This is a genomic window from Nocardia cyriacigeorgica, assembly GCF_010868145.1.
GTDB lineage: Bacteria > Actinomycetota > Actinomycetes > Mycobacteriales > Mycobacteriaceae > Nocardia > Nocardia cyriacigeorgica_D.
In genome coordinates, this window is the sequence record NZ_JAAGUY010000030.1 from 39,271 (window position 1) to 63,629 (window position 24,359).

23 protein-coding genes are annotated in these 24,359 nt (G+C 67.6%); 12 read left to right on the forward strand and 11 right to left on the reverse strand.

The genetic code is table 11. The annotated features are described in order from the left end of the window. Nucleotides 1-265: 265 nt before the first annotated feature. Together GV792_RS25175 and GV792_RS25180 are read right to left on the reverse strand one after the other, a co-directional pair. Nucleotides 266-1,240, reverse strand: a complete 975-nt coding sequence (locus GV792_RS25175; RefSeq protein WP_175583207.1) for a LysR family transcriptional regulator — start codon at nucleotides 1,238-1,240, stop codon at nucleotides 266-268. A 128-nt stretch (nucleotides 1,241-1,368) separates the two neighbouring features. Further along, nucleotides 1,369-2,898 (reverse strand): flavin-containing monooxygenase, encoded by a 1,530-nt coding sequence (locus tag GV792_RS25180; RefSeq protein WP_163827084.1) that lies wholly within the window; start codon nucleotides 2,896-2,898, stop codon nucleotides 1,369-1,371. 204 nt (nucleotides 2,899-3,102) lie between these two features. On the opposite strand from GV792_RS25180, the gene GV792_RS25185 reads away from it, so the two are divergent. Next, the gene (locus GV792_RS25185; RefSeq protein WP_163827086.1) at nucleotides 3,103-3,642 is read left to right on the forward strand and encodes a GNAT family N-acetyltransferase; all 540 of its coding nucleotides are present in this window, start codon (nucleotides 3,103-3,105) and stop codon (nucleotides 3,640-3,642) included. Between the two features lie 9 nt (nucleotides 3,643-3,651). Here the strand turns inward: GV792_RS25185 and GV792_RS25190 are convergent, their stop codons facing one another. Together GV792_RS25190 and zapE are read right to left on the reverse strand one after the other, a co-directional pair. After that, the gene (locus tag GV792_RS25190) at nucleotides 3,652-4,479 is read right to left on the reverse strand and encodes a tyrosine-protein phosphatase (RefSeq protein WP_163827089.1); all 828 of its coding nucleotides are present in this window, start codon (nucleotides 4,477-4,479) and stop codon (nucleotides 3,652-3,654) included. A 122-nt stretch (nucleotides 4,480-4,601) separates the two neighbouring features. Then, nucleotides 4,602-5,618, reverse strand: coding sequence for a cell division protein ZapE (gene zapE, locus GV792_RS25195; RefSeq protein ID WP_163827091.1), 1,017 nt, complete (start codon nucleotides 5,616-5,618; stop codon nucleotides 4,602-4,604). Between the two features lie 35 nt (nucleotides 5,619-5,653). Here zapE and GV792_RS25200 point away from each other — a divergent pair, with 35 nt between their 5' ends. From GV792_RS25200 to msrB, 4 genes are all read left to right on the forward strand, one after another. Continuing rightward, the gene (locus GV792_RS25200; protein ID WP_163827131.1) at nucleotides 5,654-6,433 is read left to right on the forward strand and encodes a pyrimidine reductase family protein; all 780 of its coding nucleotides are present in this window, start codon (nucleotides 5,654-5,656) and stop codon (nucleotides 6,431-6,433) included. 44 nt (nucleotides 6,434-6,477) lie between these two features. After that, nucleotides 6,478-8,031 carry an alpha/beta hydrolase gene (locus GV792_RS25205; RefSeq protein ID WP_175583206.1) on the forward strand — a complete coding sequence of 518 codons (1,554 nt, stop codon included), beginning with the start codon at nucleotides 6,478-6,480 and terminating at the stop codon, nucleotides 8,029-8,031. 120 nt (nucleotides 8,032-8,151) lie between these two features. Beyond that, nucleotides 8,152-9,510: a glycosyltransferase family 87 protein gene (locus GV792_RS25210; RefSeq protein ID WP_309138702.1), complete on the forward strand. Its 1,359-nt coding sequence runs from the start codon at nucleotides 8,152-8,154 to the stop codon at nucleotides 9,508-9,510. Next, entirely contained in the window at nucleotides 9,510-9,956 is a 447-nt protein-coding gene (gene msrB / locus GV792_RS25215) for a peptide-methionine (R)-S-oxide reductase MsrB (RefSeq protein ID WP_163827095.1), read from the forward strand. Before GV792_RS25210 ends, msrB begins: the two co-directional genes overlap by 1 nt. A gap of 100 nt (nucleotides 9,957-10,056) precedes the next feature. Here the strand turns inward: msrB and hemQ are convergent, their stop codons facing one another. After that, nucleotides 10,057-10,752, reverse strand: a complete 696-nt coding sequence (gene hemQ, locus GV792_RS25220; protein ID WP_163827097.1) for a hydrogen peroxide-dependent heme synthase — start codon at nucleotides 10,750-10,752, stop codon at nucleotides 10,057-10,059. Between the two features lie 275 nt (nucleotides 10,753-11,027). On the opposite strand from hemQ, the gene GV792_RS25225 reads away from it, so the two are divergent. Continuing rightward, nucleotides 11,028-12,155, forward strand: coding sequence for an agmatine deiminase family protein (locus tag GV792_RS25225; protein ID WP_218579961.1), 1,128 nt, complete (start codon nucleotides 11,028-11,030; stop codon nucleotides 12,153-12,155). A 92-nt stretch (nucleotides 12,156-12,247) separates the two neighbouring features. Then, a complete protein-coding gene (locus GV792_RS25230; protein WP_163827099.1) occupies nucleotides 12,248-12,823 on the forward strand; it encodes a TetR/AcrR family transcriptional regulator in 576 nt (191 codons plus the stop codon). Between the two features lie 15 nt (nucleotides 12,824-12,838). On the opposite strand, the gene GV792_RS25235 is transcribed toward GV792_RS25230, so the two are convergent. The 5 genes from GV792_RS25235 to hemE form a co-directional block, all read right to left on the reverse strand. Continuing rightward, the gene (locus GV792_RS25235) at nucleotides 12,839-14,182 is read right to left on the reverse strand and encodes a protoporphyrinogen oxidase (RefSeq protein WP_163827100.1); all 1,344 of its coding nucleotides are present in this window, start codon (nucleotides 14,180-14,182) and stop codon (nucleotides 12,839-12,841) included. Next, nucleotides 14,179-14,436 carry a hypothetical protein gene (locus GV792_RS25240; RefSeq protein ID WP_163827102.1) on the reverse strand — a complete coding sequence of 86 codons (258 nt, stop codon included), beginning with the start codon at nucleotides 14,434-14,436 and terminating at the stop codon, nucleotides 14,179-14,181. Before GV792_RS25240 ends, GV792_RS25235 begins: the two co-directional genes overlap by 4 nt. Continuing rightward, nucleotides 14,433-15,674: a globin domain-containing protein gene (locus tag GV792_RS25245; RefSeq protein WP_163827104.1), complete on the reverse strand. Its 1,242-nt coding sequence runs from the start codon at nucleotides 15,672-15,674 to the stop codon at nucleotides 14,433-14,435. Before GV792_RS25245 ends, GV792_RS25240 begins: the two co-directional genes overlap by 4 nt. Beyond that, nucleotides 15,671-16,144 (reverse strand): RrF2 family transcriptional regulator, encoded by a 474-nt coding sequence (locus tag GV792_RS25250; RefSeq protein ID WP_163827106.1) that lies wholly within the window; start codon nucleotides 16,142-16,144, stop codon nucleotides 15,671-15,673. Before GV792_RS25250 ends, GV792_RS25245 begins: the two co-directional genes overlap by 4 nt. Before the next feature lie 215 nt (nucleotides 16,145-16,359). Further along, nucleotides 16,360-17,424: a uroporphyrinogen decarboxylase gene (hemE, locus tag GV792_RS25255; RefSeq protein ID WP_163827137.1), complete on the reverse strand. Its 1,065-nt coding sequence runs from the start codon at nucleotides 17,422-17,424 to the stop codon at nucleotides 16,360-16,362. A gap of 161 nt (nucleotides 17,425-17,585) precedes the next feature. Here hemE and GV792_RS25260 point away from each other — a divergent pair, with 161 nt between their 5' ends. From GV792_RS25260 to GV792_RS25270, 3 genes are read left to right on the forward strand one after another with little or no spacing between them, the layout of a single operon-like run. Next, nucleotides 17,586-18,137: a DUF3000 domain-containing protein gene (locus GV792_RS25260; protein ID WP_048834261.1), complete on the forward strand. Its 552-nt coding sequence runs from the start codon at nucleotides 17,586-17,588 to the stop codon at nucleotides 18,135-18,137. Between the two features lie 22 nt (nucleotides 18,138-18,159). Continuing rightward, the gene (locus tag GV792_RS25265) at nucleotides 18,160-19,506 is read left to right on the forward strand and encodes a ribonuclease D (protein ID WP_256668540.1); all 1,347 of its coding nucleotides are present in this window, start codon (nucleotides 18,160-18,162) and stop codon (nucleotides 19,504-19,506) included. Nucleotides 19,507-19,524: 18 nt separating this feature from the next. After that, nucleotides 19,525-19,734, forward strand: coding sequence for a hypothetical protein (locus tag GV792_RS25270; RefSeq protein WP_163827108.1), 210 nt, complete (start codon nucleotides 19,525-19,527; stop codon nucleotides 19,732-19,734). Between the two features lie 88 nt (nucleotides 19,735-19,822). Here GV792_RS25270 and dxs read toward each other — a convergent pair whose 3' ends face one another. Then, nucleotides 19,823-21,712, reverse strand: coding sequence for a 1-deoxy-D-xylulose-5-phosphate synthase (gene dxs / locus GV792_RS25275; RefSeq protein ID WP_175584783.1), 1,890 nt, complete (start codon nucleotides 21,710-21,712; stop codon nucleotides 19,823-19,825). Nucleotides 21,713-21,864: 152 nt separating this feature from the next. On the opposite strand from dxs, the gene glsA reads away from it, so the two are divergent. Next, a complete protein-coding gene (gene glsA / locus GV792_RS25280) occupies nucleotides 21,865-23,730 on the forward strand; it encodes a glutaminase A (protein WP_375154373.1) in 1,866 nt (621 codons plus the stop codon). Between the two features lie 60 nt (nucleotides 23,731-23,790). Further along, a partial coding sequence (locus tag GV792_RS25285; RefSeq protein ID WP_163827112.1) for an SIMPL domain-containing protein occupies nucleotides 23,791-24,359 on the forward strand: 569 nt, incomplete at its 3' end.

Below are 24,359 nucleotides of genomic sequence, written 5' to 3' on the forward strand. Positions count from 1 at the left end.
GAACGTCCCACTGCGCGGCTACACACCGTGCGCACCCACAACCGTAACCAGCCGGCGACTCGCGCGCCTGGCGCGTTTTCCCAGGTCCGTCCGATATACCCAGGTCGGCAAGGATTGCCCGGCGCCCGCACGCACTGTCTGTCCGCTGCTTCGTCTGCACGCGTCCACCCACCTAACCCATCCCATAGCGACCTGCCCGGCACAGACCGGCACTTTCCAGGGTGCGGCAACCGGCCGATCCCCGCCACCCTTTCACCGTCAGGCGTTATCCAGATGCGACTCGCCCGCGACTCGCCTGCCGCCGCGGTGAGATGTCGACCGCGACCGCGCCGGATTCTGCGGCCGGGTCACGTTTCACGATCGAGCGAATAAGCTCCCGCAACCATAGATGTCCGCCGTCGGCTGTGTTGCGTGGATGCCATGCCATGCCGAGCGAAATATCCGGCAGCGGCAGGGGAATATCGAAGGCGCACAGGCCCAATGGCGGCAGCAGGGTCGCGCTGAGGCGGGCCGGGGCCGGGCAGACCAGCGTGCCCGCGCGGACCGCGAGCAGAGCCGTGATGAGGTCGGGAACGGTGGCGACGACGCGGCGGGTGCGCCCGTGCAGGGCCAGCCGGTCGTCGATCGGCCCGCGGGCTCGACCGACCCGGGAAATGCTCAGGTGTGCCGCGCCGGCATAGGCCGCGACAGTGACCCGGTCGGTGATCAGCGGGTGTTCCGGCGCCGCCACCCCGACCCATCGATCGACCAGAACGTGTTGCACGACGGTCTCCGGGTCGGTCTGGTCGATGACGCCCACCTCGATATCGGCGCGCCCCTCTCGCAGGGCGCCTGCGCCGTCCAAGGTGTCGGGCAGGAAATGAACGGTGACACCGGGTGCCTCGGCACGGACGGCGGCGAGCAGCGGTCCCGACAGTTCGACGAGCACACCATCGCCTGCCCGAATGGTGAATCCCCGCTTGAGTGTCGCGGGATCGAGGGCTGCGCGCGGGGTGAGCAGTGTGCGGCCCTGTTCGACCAGCCGGCTCACGTCGTAGCGCAGCTCCAGCGCCCGCGGCGTGGGTACCAGGTTGCGTCCGGCCCGGACCAGCAGCGGGTCTCCGAGCACCCGGCGTAGGCGCGCCAGCGTCCGGCTCATCGCGGGCGCGGAGGTGTGCAGCCGTTCGGCGGCCAGCGTCACGCTGTTGGTCTCCAGCAACGCGTCCAGCGCCACCAGCAGATTCATATCCAACGACTCCACCGGCGGATTATCACCAGTGCAAGCAGCCATCAGCAAACTTGCCGCTCACGGCAACCCGGCGCCCAGGACGCGGGAGATCGGTATCCGTGTGACCGCTTCGGCTACACACAAACGGCGGGCATGCCGAGTCAGGCGTCTCCCGCGTAGGCCTCGGCCACCGGCGCGCTCGCTTGGGTATGCGCCGACGCGGTGGAACGGCGGTTGCCGAGCACCTGATAGGCGGCAGGGCGGATCGGGCGCACCCACTGCGCGGCGCGAGCACCTCGCGGCAGCTTCACTCCCATATCGGCCATCATGTCGTCGAGATTCTGAATGGCGAACGGTTCGATGGCGGTGCCGTGCGCATGCTTGCCGCCGGTGCGCTCGTGCAGCCAGGCCAGACGACGATCGGTGTGTTCGGCCATGGCCTCGTCGCCGGGCAGCGTCAGGTCACCCGCCAAGAGCGCGGCGGTCCAGTGCGCGCCGACCTCGGCGCCGAGCGCGCTGATCAGCGACGAGTTGTACCCGGCGAAGGTCAGATGGGGCACACCGAGCGGCAGAATATGACGGTACAGGCGGAAGTTACCGTTGTCGTCGGTCAGCTGCCGCTGGATGTAGGGGGTCAGGAACGGCACCCGCTGCTGGAAACCGGTGGCGCAGACGACGATATCGGCAGGTTTCCGTTCGCCGTCGGACAGGATCGCCGTCGGACCGGACTGCCCGATATGCAGTTCGGCGATCGTCGACTCGCGTCGAACACTGATCCGGCCCTCGGCGACCTGCTCGTAGAAGCCCTCGGTGGCCACACTGACCGACTGGTCGGCGATGTGCTCGATGCGGCTCTGAGGCATCAGCCCGAGCTCGTCGAGCCGCAGGCGTTTTGCCGCCAGTGCCTGGACCAGATCCAGGTTGCTCTCCCGGAACGAGCGGCCGGGACCGTGCAGGAACCGTTCGAAGCGGCCGGGTTCCTGATGACGGAAGTGGGCCTCGCCGGCCCTGGTCAGCATGAGCTGCTCGGCGTCGATGCCTTTCGCAAGCTTGCGAGGCACCTTCCAGGTCAATCGGCGCGCCACCACCGTGGTCGAGGCCGCGACGTGGCTGACGGCCTCGGCCAGATCACAGGCCGACCGTCCGTAGCCGACGATGACGACGTTCTGATCGCGCACGGCCTCCACGTCGACGAACTGCGACGCGTGCCCGAGCGCGCCGCCACCCGCCTGATAGGCGTCCTCACCGCGGAAGTACGGCATCGCGGGCTCACTGGCCACGCCGTTGGCGATCACCAGGTGATCACAGGAGGTGCGGTGGATGCCGTCGCCGTCGCGAATCTCGAGCAGCCAACCACCGTCCACCGGATCGGCGGCCACGACCTCGGTACGCAGCCGCAGCGCGCTCTCGAAGCCGAACCGGTGCACGTATCCGGCCAGGTACTCCTGCATCTGCTGCCCGTCGAGCACGCGCGGCCATTCCGCAGGCATCGGATGGTCGGAGAAGTGGTAGGTGTTTTTGCTCGTCTGCGCACGCAGGCCCGGATAATGCCTCGTGGTGCTCCACACCCCGCCGACGTCCGGGGTGCGGTCGAACACCTCGACCGAAAAGCCCGCCCGACTCAGCACTTTCGCGCAGGCCAAACCTGCGATACCCGCACCGACGATACCGATACGGTTCCCGCTCCTCATGCGCAGGAGACTACGTCGCCGCGGCCCGCGAGCAAAGCGGAGCCCCGGTCACGACGTCCGCCGGGCTCGCTGACAAGCCTGCTCGGGCGGACTCGAGGACTCGGTACACGGTGGTCGGAGCCATAGCGATACACCGAGCGCCGATCCCCTGACGTGCCCGGCGAACTCCCGGCATTCGATGCGGTCCGTGCGCATACTGGACACATGAGCAACACATCGGTCATCGTCGACCAGGCCGGGCTGTGGGACGCCGAAGCCCTCAGCGACGTCGCGGCCGCCACGTTCCCGCTTGCCTGCCCGCCCGGGGCGACCGCCGACGATATCGAGATCTTCCTGTCCGAGGTGCTGTCCGGGGAACGGTTCGGCGAATACCTGACCGACCCGGCGCGCACGGTGCTCAAGGCGGTCTCGGGTGGCGAAATCGTGGGTTACGCGATGTTGTTCGGTGGTGAGCCGGCCGACCCGGAGGTGGCGACCGCCGTCGATCTGCATCCAGTGGTGGAGATCAGCAAGATGTACGTGCTGCCGGGCCATCACGGAGCCGGTGTGTCCACGGCATTGATGCTGGCGGCGCTCGACCGCGCCCGCGCGGACGGCTATCCGGGGATGTGGCTCGGGGTCAATCAGGAGAACACCCGCGCGCAGCGTTTCTACGCCAAGCACGGTTTCGAACGAGTCGGCACCAAGACTTTCACCGTCGGCAACCAGGTACACCACGACTACGTGATGCGGCTGGTGTTCTGATCGCCGCGGTCACGCGAGCATGCGCGCCTTCAGGGTCGCGATCTCGGCATCGGTGAGCCCGAGGCCGGTGCGGACGTAGTTGTCGAAGCTGCCGTATTCGGCGATGGCCTGGTCGAAGGCCGCGTCGAGCCAGGAGGCTTCGACACCGTTGAGCAGATCACCCGGTGCGGCGCCGCGATATTCGTTCGACAGCAGGTAGTCCTCGGTCACGGTGGCACGATCGACGCCGAGGATGGTGAGCAGCACCGCGGCCGTCCAGCCGGTGCGATCCTTGCCCGCCGTGCAGTGGAACATCACGGCGCCACCATCTTCGGCTTGCGCGTTCTCGATCACATCGCGCATCACCGCGGCGAAGGCCGCGTTCGCGCCGGGCGTCGTGATGAACGCGCGATACATGTCTCCACCGCCGGCCAGGCTGGACACCAGGTCCGGCAGGGGCGCGCCGCCGATCACGTCGTACCAGTTCGCCCGCGCGCCTTCCGGGATGCGGTCCGGGGCGAGCGCGCGCTCGTAGACGGTGCGTAGATCGTCGACGTCGCGGACGTTGCGCCTGGTCAGCTCGGCCAGGTCCGCGGGGGTGAGGTGATCGAGCTGATCGGTGCGGAACACCAGCCCGGTGCGCACCGTCCGGCCGTCGACGGTGCGGTAGCCGCCGAGATCGCGCGCGTTGCGGGCGCCCTCGAGGTGCAGGGAGCGGTCGAAGGCGACGGTCCCCGACGCGACCGGCGGATCAGCAGGCGCGGTACCGGCCGCGGGGCCGAACGCGATGGCCGCGCCCGCAACCAGTGCGACCGGGACACGCAGTCGGTGACCGGCCGTGGTGGAACGGTTGACCATCGCGAAGCTCCCCTCATCGGCTCGCGGTACCCCGGCGACGACGCGCGGACCCACGGCAATTCCCGCCCAGCAAACCAAGCCGGATACCGTGCGGTCAACCCGTTTCGGCGAGTCGTCGCCGTTCAGGCGGTCACTTCGAACCGCGACAACGCCAGCAACCGGGAAATAGCACGCAGATACTTCTTGCGGTAGCCACCATCGAGCATCTCCTTGGAGAAGATCTCATCCAGCTTGGCGCCGGACACGGTGACGGGCACGCTGGCGTCGTAGAGGCGGTCGGCCAGCACGACGATGCGCAGCGCCACGGCCTGATCGGTCACCGGGTGCACGTTGCCGATGTAGACCGACGAGACTCCGGAGATCAACGCACCGTACTTGGACGGGTGCAGGGTGCTCAGATGCTTCAGCAGCTGGTCGTAGTCGTCCAACGTCGACCCCGGCGTGGCGGCGGCGCGTTCGGCGAGCTCCTCCGGCGAGGTCGGCTCGGGCGCGGGCGGCAGATCACGGTGACGGTAGTCGGGGCCGTCGACGCGTACGGCCTGGAAGATCGCGCCGAGCTTCTTGATCTCGCGCATGAAGTCCTGCGCGGCGAACCGGCCTTCGCCGAGTTGGCCCGGCAGGGTGTTGGAGGTCGCCGCAATGGATACGCCGCTGGCCGACAGCTCGGTCAGCAGGCGCGAGACCAGCATGGTGTCACCCGGATCATCGAGTTCGAATTCGTCGATGCACAGCACGCTGTTGGCGCTGAGTCGCTCGACGGCATTGGTGAATCCGAGCGCGCCGACCAGGTTGGTGAGCTCTCCGAAGGTGCCGAACGATTTGGGCGCGGGCGCGCTGTGGAAGATCGAGGCCAACAGGTGGGTCTTGCCGACGCCGAATCCGCCGTCGAGGTAGAGCCCGGCGCCGTCGACCTGCTTCTTCTTACCGAACAGGCCCTTCTTCGAGGCGGTCTTGTGAATCTTGGCGACCTGCCAGGAGAACTCCTCGGCCTTGCTCACCGCGGCGGCCTGGCTCGGTTCGTTCGGATCGGGGATGTAGGAGGCGAAACTGACCTCGTCGAACATGGGTGGTGGGACCATCTGGGCGACGAGTTGATCCGCCGGAACCTCAGGATGGCGATCGACGAGGCGTTCTTGCATGGGCGAAGCCTAATGACGTGGTGTGATCTGTGTTCATGCAGCGTATCCACAATGCGATCCAGCTCACAGGACTGACCGACGACGAACTCGCCCGGCTCTACGGCTATCCGAGCGGGCTCGACCGTCCCTGGGTGCGAGCCAATTTCGTCTCCAGTATCGATGGCGCCGCCACCAGCGACGGCGTGTCGGGTGGTTTGGGCACCGATGCCGACCACAAGGTTTTCGCGATGCTGCGCGAATTGGCCGATGTCGTGCTGATCGGGGCGGGCACCGTACGCGCCGAAAACTACGGCCCGGCCAAGACCGATCCGGCTCGTCGCCGCCACCTGCATGATCTCGGGATCGGCGGGAATCGGGAGGGCACGCCACCGCCCATCGCGGTGGTGACCGCCAGTGCCGCGTTGGACGCGGCGGGGCGGCTGTTCACCGAAGCAGACGACACCGGCGCAGCGACCCGCGCGCCACTCGTCATCACGACCGCGGCGGCGCCTGCCGATCGCAAACGCCTACTCGCCGACGCGGGTGCGGAGGTGATCGAAGCCGGCGACCTCGCGGTCGCACCGCACGACGCCCTGGCCGTGCTGGCCGACCGCGGCCTGCTGCGGGTGTTGTGTGAGGGTGGACCGCACCTGTTCGGTGACCTGCTGGAAGCGGGCTGTGTCGATGAACTGTGCCTGACCACCTCGCCCGTGCTGATCGGCGGCACCGCACGGCGAATCTCGCTGTCAGGCGAGGAGTTCCGCACCGCGATGAAGCCGGCCCACATCCTGCACGACGACGACGGAACGATGCTCACTCGGTGGGTGCGGACCTGAGGGTCTCTGTGAAACGCGGCACGAGACCTGGCAGGGTGTAACGCATGCGCTGGACTCGGGCCGTGGTGCTGGCCTCGACACTTTCGATCATGATCGCCGGATGCGGGGCCGGACCCTCGGATCGTCCCGGCGTGGCCATCGAACGTCCGCCTGTCGCGGGCGAGGCCACCACCTCGGGTGCGGCCGAGCCGCCACCCGAGGCAGAAGTGCCCAAGGCGGATCTGAATTGGCGCGAATGCACCACACCGACCCTCGATCTGCTCGGTCTCGGACCGGCGCCGGAGGGTCTGCTGCTCGAATGCGCCGAATATTCGACGCCCATCGATGCTTCCGGCGCCATTCTCGGCTCCTTCCGCAACGGCGCCATCCGCGCCCGACTGCCGCAGACCCCCGCCGATGCCGCCCCGCTGGTGTTGACCTCCGGCGCGGACCGGTCCTCCACCGCGACCCTCGCCGGGCTGGCCGTCGGGCCCGCGAATGCGATCCTGGCGCAACGCCCGATCGTCGCGGTGGATCGGCGCGGCATCGGCAGCTCGCAGCCGATCGACTGTCTGCCGCCCGAGATCCGCACCGCCATGCACGACAACGCCCAGTTCGCGCCCGGCGGTACCGACCAGATCGCCACCATGGCCGAGCTGAGCCAGGACGCCACCATCGCCTGCCGCGACTTCCTCCAGCCGTACGACGGCACCTTCGACGCCGCCCACGCCGCCGACGATATCGAGCAGCTGCGCAAACAATGGCAGGTCGAACGCATTTCGCTGCTCGGCACCGGTAATGGTGCGCTGGTCGCCATGGCCTACGCCCGCAAGTTCGGTGACCATCTGGCACGGCTGGTGCTCGATTCGCCGCATGCGGTCGACGTCGACGCGGTGACCAGGAGCGAACAGCAGGTACAGGGCGCCGAAGCGGCACTGACCGCGTTCGCGCAGCGTTGTGTCGGCGTCGGGTGCTCGCTGGGGCCCGATCCGCGGGCGATGGTCACCTCGCTCCTCGGTAAGGCCACGGCAGGCGACCTCGGCGACATTTCGGCAAACGCCTTGCTCACGGCGATCACCGGGTTCCTCGGCAGTCCGCGCAGCGACCAGACCAGCCGGGTAACCGAACTCGCCGACGCGCTGTCGGCGGCCGACCGCGGCGATCTGGCGCCACTACAGACCCAGGTACAGCGCGCGACCTCGGCTACCGCCGACGACGGCCAGTTCGTCAACGGCTGCACCGACACCCAGCAGCCGCCCACCGCGGGCAAGGCCGCCGAGGTCTCCGAAGATTGGGGTGCCAAGTACCCGGTCTTCGGCCGCGCTGCGGCGATCTCCCTGCTGACCTGCTCGGCCTGGCCCGTGCTGACCCCGCCCGCGCCACCGGAGAAGCTCGATCTGCCGGTGCTGGTGCTCGCCGGGGTGGCCGATCCGGTCAGTGGTAGCGGACAGGCCTCGGTGACCGGCGCGCTGGGCCGCGCGGGCGCCCGTAACGCCACGCTTACCTGGCAGGGCTACGGCCATCCGGTGTCGAATCACTCCGGATGTGCCCAGCGGGCGGTGGTCGAGTACCTGAAAGGCGCGAAGCTGCCCGCCGACGGCACCGCGTGCCCGGCCTGATCGAGAGCCCTCAGCGGCATGGGGGTGCAGGGGTCTGATGCGTCCTCGGACACCGCGTCCGGGGCATGCAAGGGCGGGTCCGGGCAACCATCTGGGCACGATCCGGTGTACCGTGCCCCAGTGTTACTTCGACAGCTCGAGCCCCGAACAGCTCGCACCACCGCCGAGGTGATCAAGTTCGCACTGTGGCCCCTTGCGGTCATGACCGTGCTGAACCGGGTCTTCATCAAGGCTGTCAATGGTTTCGTCACAGACGATTACAGGCCGGTCTACCAGGCCTCTCTGGACTTCCTCAATGGACGTCCGGTCTACACGGCCAACTTCGATTCGGTCGACCCGCACTATCTGTATCCGCCGAGCGGCACCCTCATCTTCGCGCCGATCGCCATCATCGACTACGAGAAGTCGCGCTGGCTGTTCATCCTGCTGAACGCGGTCGCCATCCTGATCGCCTGGTACCTGCTGCTGCGTCTGTTCAAGTACACGGTGAAGTCGATCGCCGCGCCTGCCCTGCTGCTGGCGATGTTCATGTCCGAGACGGTGATCAACACTCTGGTCTTCACCAACGTCAACGGTTGCCTGCTGCTGGCGGAGCTGCTGTTCATCATGCTGCTACTGCAACGGCGGGACCTGTGGTCTGGGGCGATACTCGGCCTGACGATCGCGGTCAAACCGACACTCGTGCCATTACTGCTGATAGCGGCCGCGCGGGGCCAGTGGAAGGTGTTCATCACCGCACTGGGAGTGCCGCTCGTGCTCAACGCGATCGCCTGGCCGTTGATGAAGGATCCCGGCGACTTCCTGCGCCGAACCGGGCCCTACATCATGGAGACCCGCGACTACTTCAACAGCGCGATTGCCGGCAACGCCGAGTACTACGGCCTGCCGCCATGGCTCACCTGGACTATGCGTCTCGGCCTCGGTGTGATCGTCGCGATCACGCTCTGGCTGCTGTACCGCTATTACCGCCACGACGAGCTGTTCTTTGTCTGCACCAGCTCCGGTGTCCTGCTGACGGCCTTGTTCGCCCTGTCGTCGCTGGGCCAGATGTACTACTCGATGATGCTGTTCCCGTTCCTCATGACGGTGGTGCTGCGCAATTCGGTGCTGCGCAACTGGCCGGCCTGGTTGGCGATCTTCGCATTCATGAGTTACGACAAATGGCTGTCGGACCGCTGGCAGAGCCTGGGCCGCAACCTCGAATACCTGCGCATCACCTTCGGCTGGAGTCTGCTACTGATCGTGGTCTTCTGTGTCCTCGGTGACCGCTATCTGGCCGCGCGACGAGAGGGACGACTGAAGTTCGGCATCGACCCGGCGTGGATGGCGACCGCGCCGGACCCCCGCGGTCCTGCCGCACCCGTGACGGTGACAGAAACGGCCGACGACGGCGATCAGGCGACGTCACGGACCCCGCTCACCACGGAACCGCACAATGGTTCCGCGACGGCGGAGGACAAGCGCATTACCGTGGAGTGATGAGCTCCGAATCGGACACCTCCCTGCCCGTCCCGCGGATTCAGCTGACACCACAGCAATGGCGGTCGAAGCTGACGCCCGAAGAGTTCGCGGTGCTGCGCGAAGCGGCCACCGAGCGGCCCTTCGTCGGCGAATACACCGACACCAAGACCGAAGGCGTGTATGCCTGCCGTGCGTGTGGTGCCGAACTGTTCCGCAGTACGGAAAAGTTCGACTCGCACTGCGGCTGGCCGTCGTTCTTCGATCCGGCCGACTCCGACGCGGTGATCCTGCGAGCCGATGATTCGCTCGGCATGCGCCGGGTCGAGGTGCTGTGCGGACACTGCCACAGCCACCTCGGGCACGTCTTCGAAGGCGAGGGGTATCAGACACCCACCGACAAGCGTTACTGCATCAATTCCATTGCGCTGCGGCTGCACCCCTCGGACACCGCAACGCCTCAGTAAACCCGACGCGCCGTGCGCAAACGGTACGCAACCACGCGCCGATGACGCATGCCCCGAAAGTTCGGGGCATGCATGCTCAGAACCCGGGCGCGTTCAGAGCTCAGGGCAGTGCGGTGATCAGCTGCTCCACCTCGACCCTCGGGCCGGTGAAGAACGGCACTTCCTCCCGCACGTGCAGCCGTGCCTCGGTGGCGCGCAGGTCACGCATCAGATCGACAATGCGGTGTAGTTCCTGCGCCTCGAAGGCGAGGATCCACTCGTAGTCGCCGAGGGCGAACGAGCTGACCGTATTGGCCCGCACATCCGGATAGCCGCGGGCTTCCTTGCCGTGGTCGGCGAGCATTTTGCGGCGCTCGTCGTCGGGCAGCAGGTACCACTCGTAGGACCGAACGAACGGGTAGACGCAGATGTAGTTGCCCGCGTCCTCGCCGGCCAGGAACGCCGGGATGTGGCTCTTGTTGAATTCGGCGGGCCGGTGGATGGCCACATTGCTCCACACCGGCGCGCTGGCCTTGCCGAGGGCGGTGGTGCGACGGAAGTCGGCGTACACCGCCTGCAGGTCCTCGACCCGTTCGGCGTGGGTCCACAGCATGAAGTCGGCGTCGGCGCGCAGGCCCGCAACGTCGTAGATGCCGCGCAGCACGACCCCGCGGTCGGCGAGACCGTCGAAGAAGGCTCGCGCCTCCTTGATCGCCGCTTCCCGATCGTCGCCCAGCGCACCGGGTTGCACCTGGAACACCGAGAACATCAGATACCGAATGGTCGAATTGAGAGCCTGGTAATCGAGTCGCGCCATACCCCCATCGTGCCACTCGGCTCTTCTTGCTCCGCCGTCATCCCCACCACATCGCCAACGGTGCGAGGGCAGCCATCGAGAACGAACGAGGCGCGTTCGACCGAAGCAGGTCGGCATCGTCCCGTACTTGACTGAATTTTTAGTCAGGACCTACAGTGTGGATCGACAGGGTCGCCCATTGATCAGCGACGCGACTTCGACCAGACGAGGCTGCCGAGATCCGACGAGCCACGCTCGGCGCATCGCACATCAGCCAGGAGAAGAGAGCAGACGATATGCGGCGACGCACCTTTGTACAGACCTCGATGGCTGCGCTCGGCGGCTTTCTGCTGGCCGGTTGCACCGACGAGAAACTGCCCTTCAGCGGTAGCGGTTCCAGTAGCGCCTACGACGATGGGAGACAGTGGATGATGCCCGAGGAAGGGCAACCGCATGCCAGGACCTGGATGGCTTTCGGTGCCAGTGAGCGGATCTGGGGCGCGGAATTGCTGCCGGAGGTGCAGCGCAATCTCGCCACCATCGCCACCACGATCGCCAGGTTCGAACCGGTGTCGATGCTGGTGCGCCCCGATGAGATGGGGCTGGCGCAGAGCCTCATCGGTCACGCGAACGTCGAGCTGATTCCCACCGAGATCGACGATCTGTGGATGCGCGACACCGGCCCGGTGTTCGTGAACGGCAGCGGCGGGCGCGCCGGCGTCGATGTCAACTTCAACGGCTGGGGCGACAAACAGGAGCACCGCCGCGACGCCGAGGTGGCCCGATTCGTCACCGATCGGGCTCGGGTGGAGCGGTTGGAGACCGACCTGGTGCTCGAAGGTGGCGGCATCGAGGTCGACGGCGAGGGCACCGCGCTCATCACCGAGAGCTGTGTGCTCAACAACAATCGCAACCCGGGCTGGAAGAAGACGGACGTCGAAGAGGAATTGGCGTATCTACTCGGCATCGAGAAGGTGATCTGGTTACCCGGTATCGCGGGCGAGGACATCACCGACGGCCACACCGACTTCTACGCCCGCTTCGCAAGCCCCGGCGTGGTGGTGGCCGGGCTGGACAACGATCCGGACTCCTTCGACTACGACGTCACCCGTCGTCACCTCGAGATCCTGCACCAGGCCACCGACGTGCACGACCGCCCGCTCCGAGTCGAGGTGCTCGAGGGCCCGTCCACGGTGCGTGAGACCTTCGCCGATGACGACTTCGCCGCAGGCTATATCAACTTCTACGTCTGCAACGGCGCGGTCATCGCACCCGAATTCGGTGATCCCGACACCGATCCGGCCACCCGCGACACCCTGCAACGACTGTTCCCCGACCGCGAGATCGTCCAGATCAACATCGATGGCATTGCCGCAGGCGGTGGTGGCATCCACTGCACCACCCAGCAGGAACCTGCCGCCTGACCCGTCCGGGAACCGCGGCTCGCCGACCCGCGCCGCCGGTCCGAGGCACCACCCTGTCGGGTCGGCGGCGCTCCGCCCTACTGTGAGGACTCGTGTCACCGCGTCGAACCCAGATCCTCGAGGCCGCTGTCCGCGTCATCGCCCAGGACGGCGTGCGCGGACTTCGTATCGAAAAACTCGCCGCGGAGGCGGGGGTGTCCACCGCACTGATCTACTACCACTTCAAAGATCGCGGGGGCGTACTGCACGCCGCCCTCGAACACATCAACCACCGCGCCCAGACCTACACCGATCAGGCCTTCGCCGACACCGCCCCGCGCGCACAGGTCGAGCACATGCTGCTACTGGAACTGCAGAACACCGACGACGTCCGCGAAACGAGCATCGCCTGGGGCGAACTACGCGCCAGCGCGGTCTTCAACCCCGATTTGCGCGAACCCCTGAACGCCACCACGCGGGCGTGGAACACCGATATCGAAACCCTGATCCGGCAAGCCAAGGACACCTCCACCATCCATCCCGGGATCGACTCATCCGCCGCTGCCGAACGCCTCACCTCGCTGGTCGAAGGACTCAGCGAACGCTGGCACAGCGGGTCGATCACTTTCGACCGCGCCCGCGAACTCCTCACCGAGGCCATCGGTATCGAACTCGACCGCACACCCTGAGGAACGTGCTCCCGGTCAGGTCAGTGCGGCCGCGATGTGGTGGGCGGCGGCGGTAGCGGAGGCCACGCAGGCGGGGACACCGACGCCGTGGAGGTAGGCGCCGGTGATCGCCAAGGTGTCGAATTCGGCTGTGGCGGATTCGATGTCGGCGACGCGGGTGGTGTGGCCGGGGGCGTATTGGGCCAGAGCGCCGGGCCAGCGCTGGACGGTGGCCGAGAGGGGCGAGACGGGGACCCCGGTGACGGTGGCGAGGTCGGCGACGGCTGCGGCCACGAGTTCACCGTCGGGCCAGGCGAGGACCGCATCGTCACCGAATTTCCCGAACGAAGCCCGGACGAGGGCGATCTCGCGTTCGGCGAGGTGGGGCCATTTTCGGCTGGAGAGCGTGAATGCCTTGGCGCTCAGCGGTTCTCCGGTGGCGACGAGGATGCCGGAGTTCTGCGGCAGTGGCGTGTCACGGGGCAAGGCCAAAGCGACCACGGCCGAGGAGGACAGCTCGATGTCGGCGAGCGCGGAGGCCGCGGCGGGTACGGCGTCGTCGAGCAGACTGGCGGTCACCGGGGCGGGGGTGGCGAGGATGACGGCGTCCACCTCACCCAGCGGGTCGATCCGCCAACCATCAGCGGACCTGGTGAGATCGGCTGCCGCGCCGGTGACGAACTTCGCCCCGGATTGTTCGGCCAGCGCTTCGAGCAACACCCGATAGCCGTCCCGGATGCCGCCGAACACCGGGGCATCGGATGGCGGCGGAAGTGCCGCGGCGACGGCGTGGATGAGGTTGGGGGCGCCGTTGTCCAGGGCGGCGGCAAGGGTGGGCAGGGCTGCGCGCACGCCGATGGAGCGGGAACTGCCCGCGTATACTCCGCCCAGCAGCGGGTCGACACTACGTTCGGCCACCTCGACGCCGAACCGGTCGGCAACCAGGCTGTAGACGTCGATGTCCGCGCCGGGATTCCAGGCGAAGGGGCGCTTGGGTTCGGCAGCGACCCAATCGATGGTCTCGTCGGACACCAGCCCGCGCAGCGATTCGGCATCGGAAGGGATGCCCATCAGAGTCCGAGCCGGCATATCGTGTGTGCGGCCCTCGGCCCAGATGACCGGACGCAGCCCGGCGGGATGCACCAGTTGATCATCGAGCCCCAGCTCGGACAGCAGTCCGATGACTTCGGGCCGTCGCCCAACGAATGCCTCGGCGCCCAGATCGACCGGATCACCATTGATCTCCCCCGTGTAGAGAATTCCCCCCAGCCGCTCCCCCCGCTCGACCACGACGATCTCCGCATCCGGCCCGAGCAACCCACGCAACCGGTATGCCGAGACCAACCCGCTGATACCACCGCCGATGACCGCGATTCTCATACCCCGACGGTAATCCCTGTGCACGTCATGCCCTCGTAGCGGTTGGCGAATCCGCTGGACACACCGTGCGCGATGCGGTAGGTGTCACAGCGAGTGCGGTCCGCGGTCCGAGCCCTGGCCATGGTCGACCACGGCAGGACCGGCCGCAGGCGGATGGCGAGCACCGACAGATTCGGCCTACCGCCGAGCGCGGATGAAACCCCTCGCCCGCCATCGGTTTCGGTCGACGGCAGGGCTCGACGGGGTCGGCTCACACCGGGCAGGCGCCCGTCCGCCAGTCGGTCGGCGTGAATTGTTCGATGTGCACCCGCTCCCCCGATACGCCCGCCGCGATGAGCTGCACCCGGACCGCGTCGAGGAATCCGTCGGCGCCGCAGACGTAGATGTCGGCATCCGCAGGGAGGGTGACCGTGGACAGGTCGAGCAGGCCCTGATGCGCGGCGCCCGCCTCGTCCTGGTACCAGAGGTCGAGGGTCGCCGAGTCCAGGCGGTCGACCAGGGCGCGCATACGGTCCAGCAGCGGATGGGTGCGCGGAGTGCGGTCTGCGTGTAGCGCCAGGATCGTGCGGGGCGATCCGTGCGCGGCCAGGTATTCGAGGGCGCCGATCATCGGGGTGATGCCGATACCCGCGGAGATCAGGACCAGCGGGGTGGTCGTGGTGGTGTCGACGGTCAGATCGCCGAACGGCAGAGTGATCTCGAGGTGGTCCCCGGCGGCGAGGTTGTCGTGCAACCAGCTCGACACCTCACCGGCGGGGCAGCCTCCGATGGCCTCAACGCGTTTGACCGCGAACGCCAGTTGCCCGCCGCCGGGATTGTTCACCAGGCTGTATTGGCGCAGCTGGCGCGCGCCGTCGGGCAGGCGAACACCGACCGAAACGTACTGTCCCGGCATAAATTCAGGGAAGGGCGCCGCGGAGTCGGCCGATTCGACGGTGAAGATCACGGCGCCGGCGGGATCGTCCTCGCGCCCAACGACCACCGCGTCCCGGAAGACGTCACCGGGCTCGACACCGGCGGAGACATACAGTTGTTTCTCCAGGTCGATCAGCGCGTCGGCCATCAGCCAATACACGCGATCCCAGGCAGCCGCCACCGGCTCGGTGACAACGTCGGCGCCGAGAACCTCGACGATCGCGGCGAACAGGTTGTCGTGCACCACCTGGTACTGATCGGCGGTGATACCGAGGGAGGCGTGCTTGTGCCCGATCCGCGACAGCATCGCCGCTGGGTGCGGCAGCTGCGGGTCGACCAGGTAGGTGGCAAAAGCCGCGACGGAGGCGGCGAGGGCACGCTGCTGGGAACCCTGCGCCTGATTGCCGCGATTGAACAGGTCACGGATCAATTCGGGATGATTGCCGAACAGCCGCCGGTAAAACGCCGTGGTGATCTCATCGATATGGGCGCCGACCAAGGGCAATGTGGCACGGATCGTTTCGGCATACTCGGCTTCGAGTTCGGGTTCGGCACGGACGACGCTGTCGGTGTTCATTGATCTTCCTCCACATCGGAACTACCGCTCACCGACGGCATGGTGAGCAGATGCAGCAATTCGACGGCCGGTCCGGTGACGAGATCGGTGACGGTATACCGGTCCAATTCCCGATAGAACGCTTCCTTGGCATCGGCCAGAATTCGACGCAACCGGCAGGAACCGGCGAGCGGGCAGGGGTGATCGCCCTCGCACAGAACAACTTCGCGGTCGCCTTCCAGGACACGCACCAGTCCACCGACCGACGCGCTACGCCCGGCCTCGGTGATGAACAGCCCACCGGAGCGACCCCGCTGCGCCTCCACCAAACCCAGGTCAACCAGTTGCGTCACTGCCTTCGACACATGATGTTCGGATGCGTTGACCTGCCGGGCGATCAACCGGGTGGTCACTCGGTTGTCGGCCTCGTCACTCACCGCCAACCGCATAAGGGCCCGGAGGCCGATATCGGTGAAGCGCGTCAGCTGCATGACATCGAAGCTACCGAGCCGAAGACCCGGTCATCCAATTCCGAGCAGGTGTTCTTAATTACGCGGTTTCGTGCGGTTTTTCGAGGCGAGAAAAGGGCACGCGGCATCGTCAACACATGGTTCGGGAATTGCTGTCACACCGTGGAATCGATGCCGAGAAAATACATTCCGCATCCGCCCGAGACTCGACAGCCCGGCGGCGGATGCGGCCGATATCACAATTGGTGGACGAGGTCGACCAACGCGGTGATCACACCCGGATCGGTGTCGGGCATGACACCGTGCCCGAGGTTGAAGATATGACCGCTCGCACCCAGGGTGATCGCCTCATCGGCCTCAGCCGCGATCCGGCGGGCCTCCGCCTCCACCGCATCCCACCCGGCGAACAGGATCGCCGGATCCAGGTTGCCCTGCAATGCTTTTCCGGGACCGACGCGGCGCACCGCCTCGGTCAGCGGTACCCGCCAGTCGACGCCGACGACGTCGGCTCCCGCCTCCCCCATCGCACCGAGCAGCTCACCGGTCCCGACTCCGAAGTGGATGCGCGGCACACCGGCCGCGGCGACCTCGGCGAAGACCCGCTCCGAATGCGGCAGCACGAACCTGCGGTAGTCGGCCTGGGACAGGGCACCGGCCCACGAGTCGAAGACCTGCACCGCGTCCACTCCCGCAGCCAGCTGGGCCTGGAGGAAGGCGATGGTGATGTCGGTGAGGACACCCAGCAGCTCGTGCCAGGTCTGCGGATCGGCGTGCATCATCGCCTTGGTCCGCTCGTGATGCTTGCTCGGACCACCTTCGACCAGGTACGACGCCAAAGTGAACGGCGCACCGGCGAACCCGATCAGCGGCGTGTCACCCAGGGCATTCAGCAGCAGCCCCACCCCGTCGGTCACGGCCCCGACCTCCTCTGGGCGCAGCCGCGGCAACGCGCGCACGTCGGCGGTGGTGCGCACCGGCGAGGCGACGACAGGGCCGACACCGGGCACGATATCGAGGTCGATACCAGCCGCCTTGAGCGGAACGACGATATCGGAGAACAGGATTGCCGCATCCACGCCGTGGCGGCGGATGGGTTGCATGGTGATCTCGCAGACGAGTTCCGGATCGAAGCAGGACTCCAGCATGCCGATGCCCGCGCGCAGCTCCCGGTACTCCGGCAGCGACCGTCCTGCCTGGCGCATGAACCACACCGGACGCCGGCTCGGCTCGGCGCCGGTGGCGGCGGCCAGGAAGGGGGCATCGGTCAACCGGCGGCGCGTCTGTGTGCTCACCATCGTCATCGTAGGCGCGTCACCGGACCCGTAGCGGCGCGCCTCCGACTGCGCCGGGGGCGGTAGGTCTACCGTCACCTCTCGTGACACCGCTCGACTACCGCGACGGCGCCGCATCGACCGAGGGCTCCGACGGCGAACCAGCTTCCTTTCGTGCCGCGGTCGAGGCGATGGGCACCGCAACTGTGCATCCCCGTATCGAGCTGGCCCCGATCCGTCCGCCGCAACGGCTGGCTCCGTATTCCTACGCCCTCGGCGCCGAGGTCAAACATCCCGAGACCGGGGTGGTGCCGATCGACTCCGAGGGCGACGCCTTCGGCAGGCTGATCCTGCTGCACGATCCCGACGGCGACGAGGCCTGGCACGGCACCTTCCGGCTGGTCGCCTACATCCAGGCCGATATCGATGCCGCGCTGGCGACCGACCCGCTGTTGCCCGAGGTGGCGTGGAGCTGGCTGGTGGACGCGCTGGAATCGCGGGGTGAGCCGTTCACCGCGCTCGGTGGCACCGTTACCTCGACCAGTTCGGTGCGCTACGGCGATATCGCGGGCCCGCCGCGCGCACACCAGCTGGAGTTACGAGCCTCCTGGACCGCCATGACCACCGAGATGCGCCCCCATGTGGAGGCCTTCGCCGAGGTCCTCGCATTCGCCGCCGGTCTGCCACCGGCCGGTATCACCGATTTGCGTCCACAGTCGTACACCAACAACGACCGCAGCTGAGCGCCACGTAGAGTTCACCTCTATGCCGGAAGCAGATGGGCCCGGCCGCGCCTCGGGGAGCGGCGATACGGACAGCAGTACAGCGCAGGTCTCGGTCGACACCGATACGGAGCCTGCGGTACCGCTGCTCGTCCCGGCCGACGGCGTCCCGCCGGTGCTCAGCACCGCCGCCGAGATCGCCGAGGCCGCCGCCCGGCTGTCCGCGGGCACCGGCCCGTTGGCCGTCGACGCAGAGCGGGCGTCCGGCTTTCGCTATTCCGCCCGCGCCTACCTGGTGCAGCTGCGGCGCGCGGGCGCAGGCAGCTTTCTGATCGATCCGATTCCGGTGGCCGGGGATCTGGCGCCGTTGGCCGAGGCGATCAACGGTCTCGAATGGGTGTTGCATTCGGCCGACCAAGATCTGCCCGGGCTCGCCGAGCTGGGGCTGCGACCGGCGCGTCTGTTCGACACCGAGCTCGGCGGCCGGCTGGCCGGGTTCGAGCGGGTGGGGCTCGCGGCCATGGTCGAACGCTTGCTCGGACGGGAACTACGCAAGGGGCACGGTGCCGCGGACTGGTCGACCCGGCCGCTGCCCGAGGCCTGGCTCAACTACGCCGCCCTCGATGTGGAGCTGCTGCTCGAGCTGCGTGAATCGGTAGCCACCGCACTGCACCAGCAGGGCAAGACCGAGTGGGCCGCACAGGAATTCGAGCACGTCCGGTGCACCGAACCACCGGCGCCGAAAGCCGATCGGTGGCGGCGCACCTCCGGCATCCACACCCTGCGCCGGGCACGCCAGCTGGCCACGGTCCGGGAATTGTGGACCACCCGCGACGAGCTGGCCCGGCATCGCGATATCGCGCCCTCCCGCATCCTGCCCGACTCCGCCATCATCGCCGCCGCGAACGGGGAGCCGCGCACCATCGCGCAGTTACGGGAGCTCCCGGTGTTCGGGGGCCCGCGTCAGCGCCGCTATTCGCGCGAATGGCTCGGCGCCGTCGAACGTGCGCGTACGCTGCCCGATACCGAGCTTCCGCCGCTGTCGCAGCCCTATGAAGGTCCGCCACCGGTCAACCGCTGGGAACGCCGCGACCCGGTGGCCGCCGCCCGGCTGTCCCGCGCCAGGGCCGCCATGGGCGAACTGTCGACCGAGGTCCTGGTGCCGGTGGAGAATCTGCTGACGCCGGAGCTGGTGCGTCGCCTGTGCTGGGACGGCCTGCCCGCCTACGACTTCGGCCCCGAGTCCACCACCGAACTGGCCAAGCAGATCGACGAGTTCCTCGATGCCGCGGGCGCACGCCCGTGGCAGCGCGAACTGTCGGTGCCCCGCCTGACCGTCGCGCTCACCGTCACCGACGCACCGGATCAGGACGCGGCGGACGCACCCTGAGTGGATTACCGTGACGGCGTGAGACTTACCGAATACGCGCCAGGCGATGTCGTCTATTTTCCGGCGGGACCGTTCAGCGGCATCTGTGGAGTCGTGCAAACAGTCGATGCGCCCCGCGCCCGGATGCGGATCGACTTCAGTGAGGGAACCGTCCACCGTGAAGGGGGCGTACTGCGTGAGCGCAGGCACAGCCTGACCGTCGACTTCGCCGAGGTCGAGTTGGTCTAGTCGTTTCCGGCGGCTGTTGGAGCGAACGCGCCGATCGTGTGGCGGCTCGCGCGCGAGGTGCTGGACGAAGCCTCCGTCGGCGCAGACCTCAGCCCGCGTCGACCCAGCCGGCGATGCGGCGGGCGATATCGGGGGCGGTGAGACCGAGTTCCTGGCGGACCTGGACGATGCTGGCGTGGTCCAGGAACTCTTGCGGCACACCGAGATCGCGGGTCGGTACATCCAGGCCCGCGGTGCGCAGGCGGGCGGAAACGGTGGAGCCGATGCCGCCGTGCAGGCCGCTGTCCTCGACGGTGACCACCATGCGGTAGTTCTCGGCCAGCTTGACGATGGTGTCGGAGACCGGCAGTACCCACCTCGGGTCGATGACGGTGACCGAAATACCTTCCGGCGCCAGCAGTTCCGCGACCTCGACGGCAACGCTCGCGAAGGAACCCACCGCAACCAGCAGAACGTCACCGTGCTGAGTCCGTGCGGTGCCGTCGCCCTCGGGCAGGCGAAGGACGTCCACGCCGTCGAGTCGCTCGACCGCCGGAATCTCTTCGATCACAGTGCCTTTGGGGAACCGCAAGGCGGTGGGTCCGTCTGTGACCGCCAGCGCTTCGGACAGCTCCTCGCGCAGGGTGACGGCATCACGCGGGGCGGCGACCCGCATGCCAGGCACGATACCGAGCACCGACAGATCCCACATACCGTTGTGGCTCGCACCGTCGGCGCCGGTGATGCCTGCGCGGTCGAGGACCACGGTCACCGGCTGCTTCAACAGCGCGACGTCCATCAGCAATTGGTCGAAGGCCCGGTTGAGGAAGGTCGAGTAGATGGCGACCACCGGATGCATACCGCCGAGCGCGAGACCGGCCGCCGACGCCATGGCGTGCTGTTCGGCGATACCGACATCGAACATCCGCTCCGGGAAACGTTCGCCGAAGGCGGCAAGGCCCGTCGGTCCTGGCATGGCGGCGGTGATGGCGACGATATCGTCGCGGCGCTCGGCGTGCTCGATGAGCTCCGCCGAGAACACCGAGGTCCACTCCTGCGCTTCGCTGCTGCTCACCGGCTCACCGGTGAGCGGGTCGATCGGACCGCAGGCATGCATCTGATCGGCTTCGTGATTCTCGGCAGGCTCGTAACCGCGGCCCTTCTGGGTCACCGCGTGCACCACGACCGGACCGCCGAAGTCCTTCGCATGCCGCAGCGCGCCCTCCAGCGCGGCGATATCGTGCCCGTCCACCGGGCCGACGTACTTGAGCCCGAGATCACTGAACAGCTCCTGCGGGCTGACCGCATCCTTGATGCCCGCCTTCACCGCATGCATCATCGAGTACGCCGAGTCACCGACCCGGGGGATGCTCTTGAGCAGCCGCCTGCCCGCGTCGAGTGCATGCTCGTAGGCCGGCTGGGTGCGCAGGGCGGTCAGGCGCTGGGCCAGGCCGCCGATGGTGGGGGCGTAGGAGCGGCCGTTGTCGTTGACGACGATGACCACCGGACGGTCGGGCGCGGCGGCGATATTGTTCAGCGCCTCCCAGCACATGCCGCCGGTCAACGCACCGTCACCGACCACAGCGACCACATGCCGGTCCTGACCGGTCAGCGCGAACGCCTTGGCGAGACCGTCGGCGTAGGACAGGGAGGCCGAGGCGTGGGAAGACTCCACCCAGTCGTGCGCGCTCTCCGCACGGCTCGGGTAGCCCGACAGTCCGCCCTGCTTGCGCAGGGTGTCGAACTGGTCCTTGCGGCCGGTGAGGATCTTGTGCACGTAGGCCTGATGGCCGGTATCGAAGATCAGCGGGTCGGCAGGTGAGTCGAAGACCCGGTGCAGTGCGATGGTCAGCTCGACCACGCCGAGGTTGGGGCCGAGGTGACCGCCGGTGACCGCGACCTTGCGGACCAGAAACTCACGGATGTCCGCCGCCAGCTCGCGCAGCTGCGGCGTCGACAGCTGCCGCAGATCTTCGGGCGTGTCGACCCGGGAAAGCATTCCCACCTGAACTCGCTCCCTCCGGATAGCGCATCTGATCCGATCAGTCTACGGAGCCTCGTCGAGTGCCTCGCACGACGACGGATCTCCACCAGCCGACATGGCCGGTGAATGTGAGACTCGACATACGCTGACCAGCTTAGAGTGGGTCTGTGACCGTGCGCGAACAGCAGAGCACAGCGGTGGCCGACCCGGGTGTGGTCGCACGCATCCTCGATGAGGTCTACCGGCAGTATCGCGACGAAGACTCCGGTGCACCGGCCGACTACATTCCCGAACTGGCGGCGGTACAGCCGGATTCATTCGGGCTGTGCCTGGCCACCGCCGACGGCCTACGCTACGGCGTCGGCGACATGGACGCGCCCTTCACCATCCAATCCATTTCCAAGCCCTTCACCTACGCGCTCGCCCTGGCCGATCGGGGCGTGGAGCTGGTCGACGGCCGTATCGACGTGGAGCCCTCCGGTGAGCCGTTCAACGAGATCAGCCTGGACCCGGTAACCGAGCGACCACGCAATCCGATGATCAATGCCGGCGCGATCACCGCTGCCTCCCTCATCACCGGCACCGACTCCGCCGACCGGTTCGAGCGCGTGCGCCGCTGCTACTCCCGGTTCGCCGGACGGGAACTGCGGACGAACGAGGCCGTCTACGCCTCCGAGGCGCGCACCGGGTTCCGCAACCGCGCCATCGGCTACATGCTGCGCTCCTTCGGCATCATCGACAACGATCCGGACGAGGCGGTGGATCGCTACTTCCGGCAATGCTCGATCGATGTGACCTGCCGTGATCTGGCCCTCATGGCCGCGACCCTGGCAAACAACGGACGCAATCCGATCACCGGGGACCGTGCGCTGTCGGCGCCGTTGACCGAGCGGGTGCTCAGCGTGATGACGACCTGCGGGATGTACAACGCCGCAGGCGACTGGGTCGCCACCGTCGGGCTACCCGCCAAGAGCGGTGTGGGTGGCGGCATCCTCGCGGTGCTGCCCGGCCAGATCGGTCTCGCCGTCTACTCCCCCCGACTGGATGAGCACGGCAACAGCGTGCGCGGAGTCGCGGTGTGCCGGGAGCTGTCGCGGCGTCTGGAACTGCACTTCCTGCACGTCACCCGGTCGGCGCGGACCGCGATCCGGGAGACCTACTCGGTGGCGGAGGTACCCTCGCGGCTGCGGCGGGGCACCGAGGAGATGGATACGCTGGCCGAGTTCGGGCGCCAGGCCAGAATCTACGAGCTACACGGCGATCTGCTGTTCGCCGGCGCCGAAAGCGCGGTGCGGGCGATCGAGGCCCAGGCCGGTGAGCTGACCGCGCTGGTGATCGACCTGCGGCGAGTGGGCGAGGTCAGCGCGATCGCGGTGCGCATGCTCGACGATCTGCACGCCGAACTCGCGGCCGCTGGCTGTCGGGTCGCGATCGTCGACCCGGACAGCAAGCTGGGGCGTGTGGTGTCGAGTCTGGATCCCGCCGACCCGCGCGGGCGAGTGTTCCTCGACCGGGATACCGCCACCGAATGGTGTGAGGACATCGTGCTCGACCGCCACCTCGACCCCGCCGAACGGCAATGCGAGTCGGTGACCGTGGAGGAGCATCCGGCGCTGGCGGCTCTCGACCCAGCCGACCGTGCCCGGTTGGCCAAGGAATTCGAGACCAGGACCTTCGCGCGCGGGGAGGTGATCGCCCGGCGCGGCAGCGACCGGTCGGGCCTCTACCTGATCCTCGAGGGCCGGGTGCGGATCGCCTTCGACGGCAGTGATCAGCGCTCGCATCGGCTGGCGACATTGTCGCCGGGAATGTCGTTCGGTGAGATCCCGATGCTGATCGGCTCGCCGTTCGTCAACGAGGCAAGGGCCGAGACGGGTGTGCGGCTCGGCGTCCTGAGCCCGCAACGGTTCGACCAGCTCACCGAACGCGCGCCACACCTCAAGCTCGCGCTGCTCGAGCGGCTCGCGGCGGGTGCGTACGCGCAGATGGACGCCGCGGTCCGGGCGGTCGCGGTGCGTGGCGGGGACTATTGAGTGCGGTGGCTCCGCGAGCACGGAGTTCCGCCCGACATTCGGCGACAGTCAGGAGATCGCGTGAGCAAGAAGAAGTCCTCATCGGCCACGGGCACGGTCACCACTTTCGGTCATGGCACCGCCCGCGCCACCCCCGACCTGATGCGCGTCACCATCACGGTGGAGAGCCGGGCGAGCAAGGTCGCCCTTGCCTACGGGCGCGCCGGTGAGCGCGTCGCCGCGGTCACCGACTCGCTGCGTTCGGACGGCGTCGCGAGTGCCGATATCGCCACCAGTGGGCTGTCGGTCCGTACCGAGACGGTCTGGGTGGAGGGTGGCGGCAACAAGATCACCGGCTATCTGGCGTCCACCTCGCTGACTGTCGCGCTGCGCGAGATCGGCGAGGCCGCCGATCCGGGCCCGGCCACCGTCATCGCGCATTGCGTCGACGCCGGCGGTGACGATGTTCGCCTCGGCGGGCTCGAACTGACCTTCGCCGACCAGGACACTCTGCTGGCCACCGCGCGCGACGCGGCCTGGGCCGATGCGAAAGCCAAGGCACAGCAGTACTCCGACCGCGCCGAGCGTGGCCTCGGTCCCGTCGTGGAGATCACCGAGAACACCTCCGCCCCCATCCCGCTCCCCCGCCC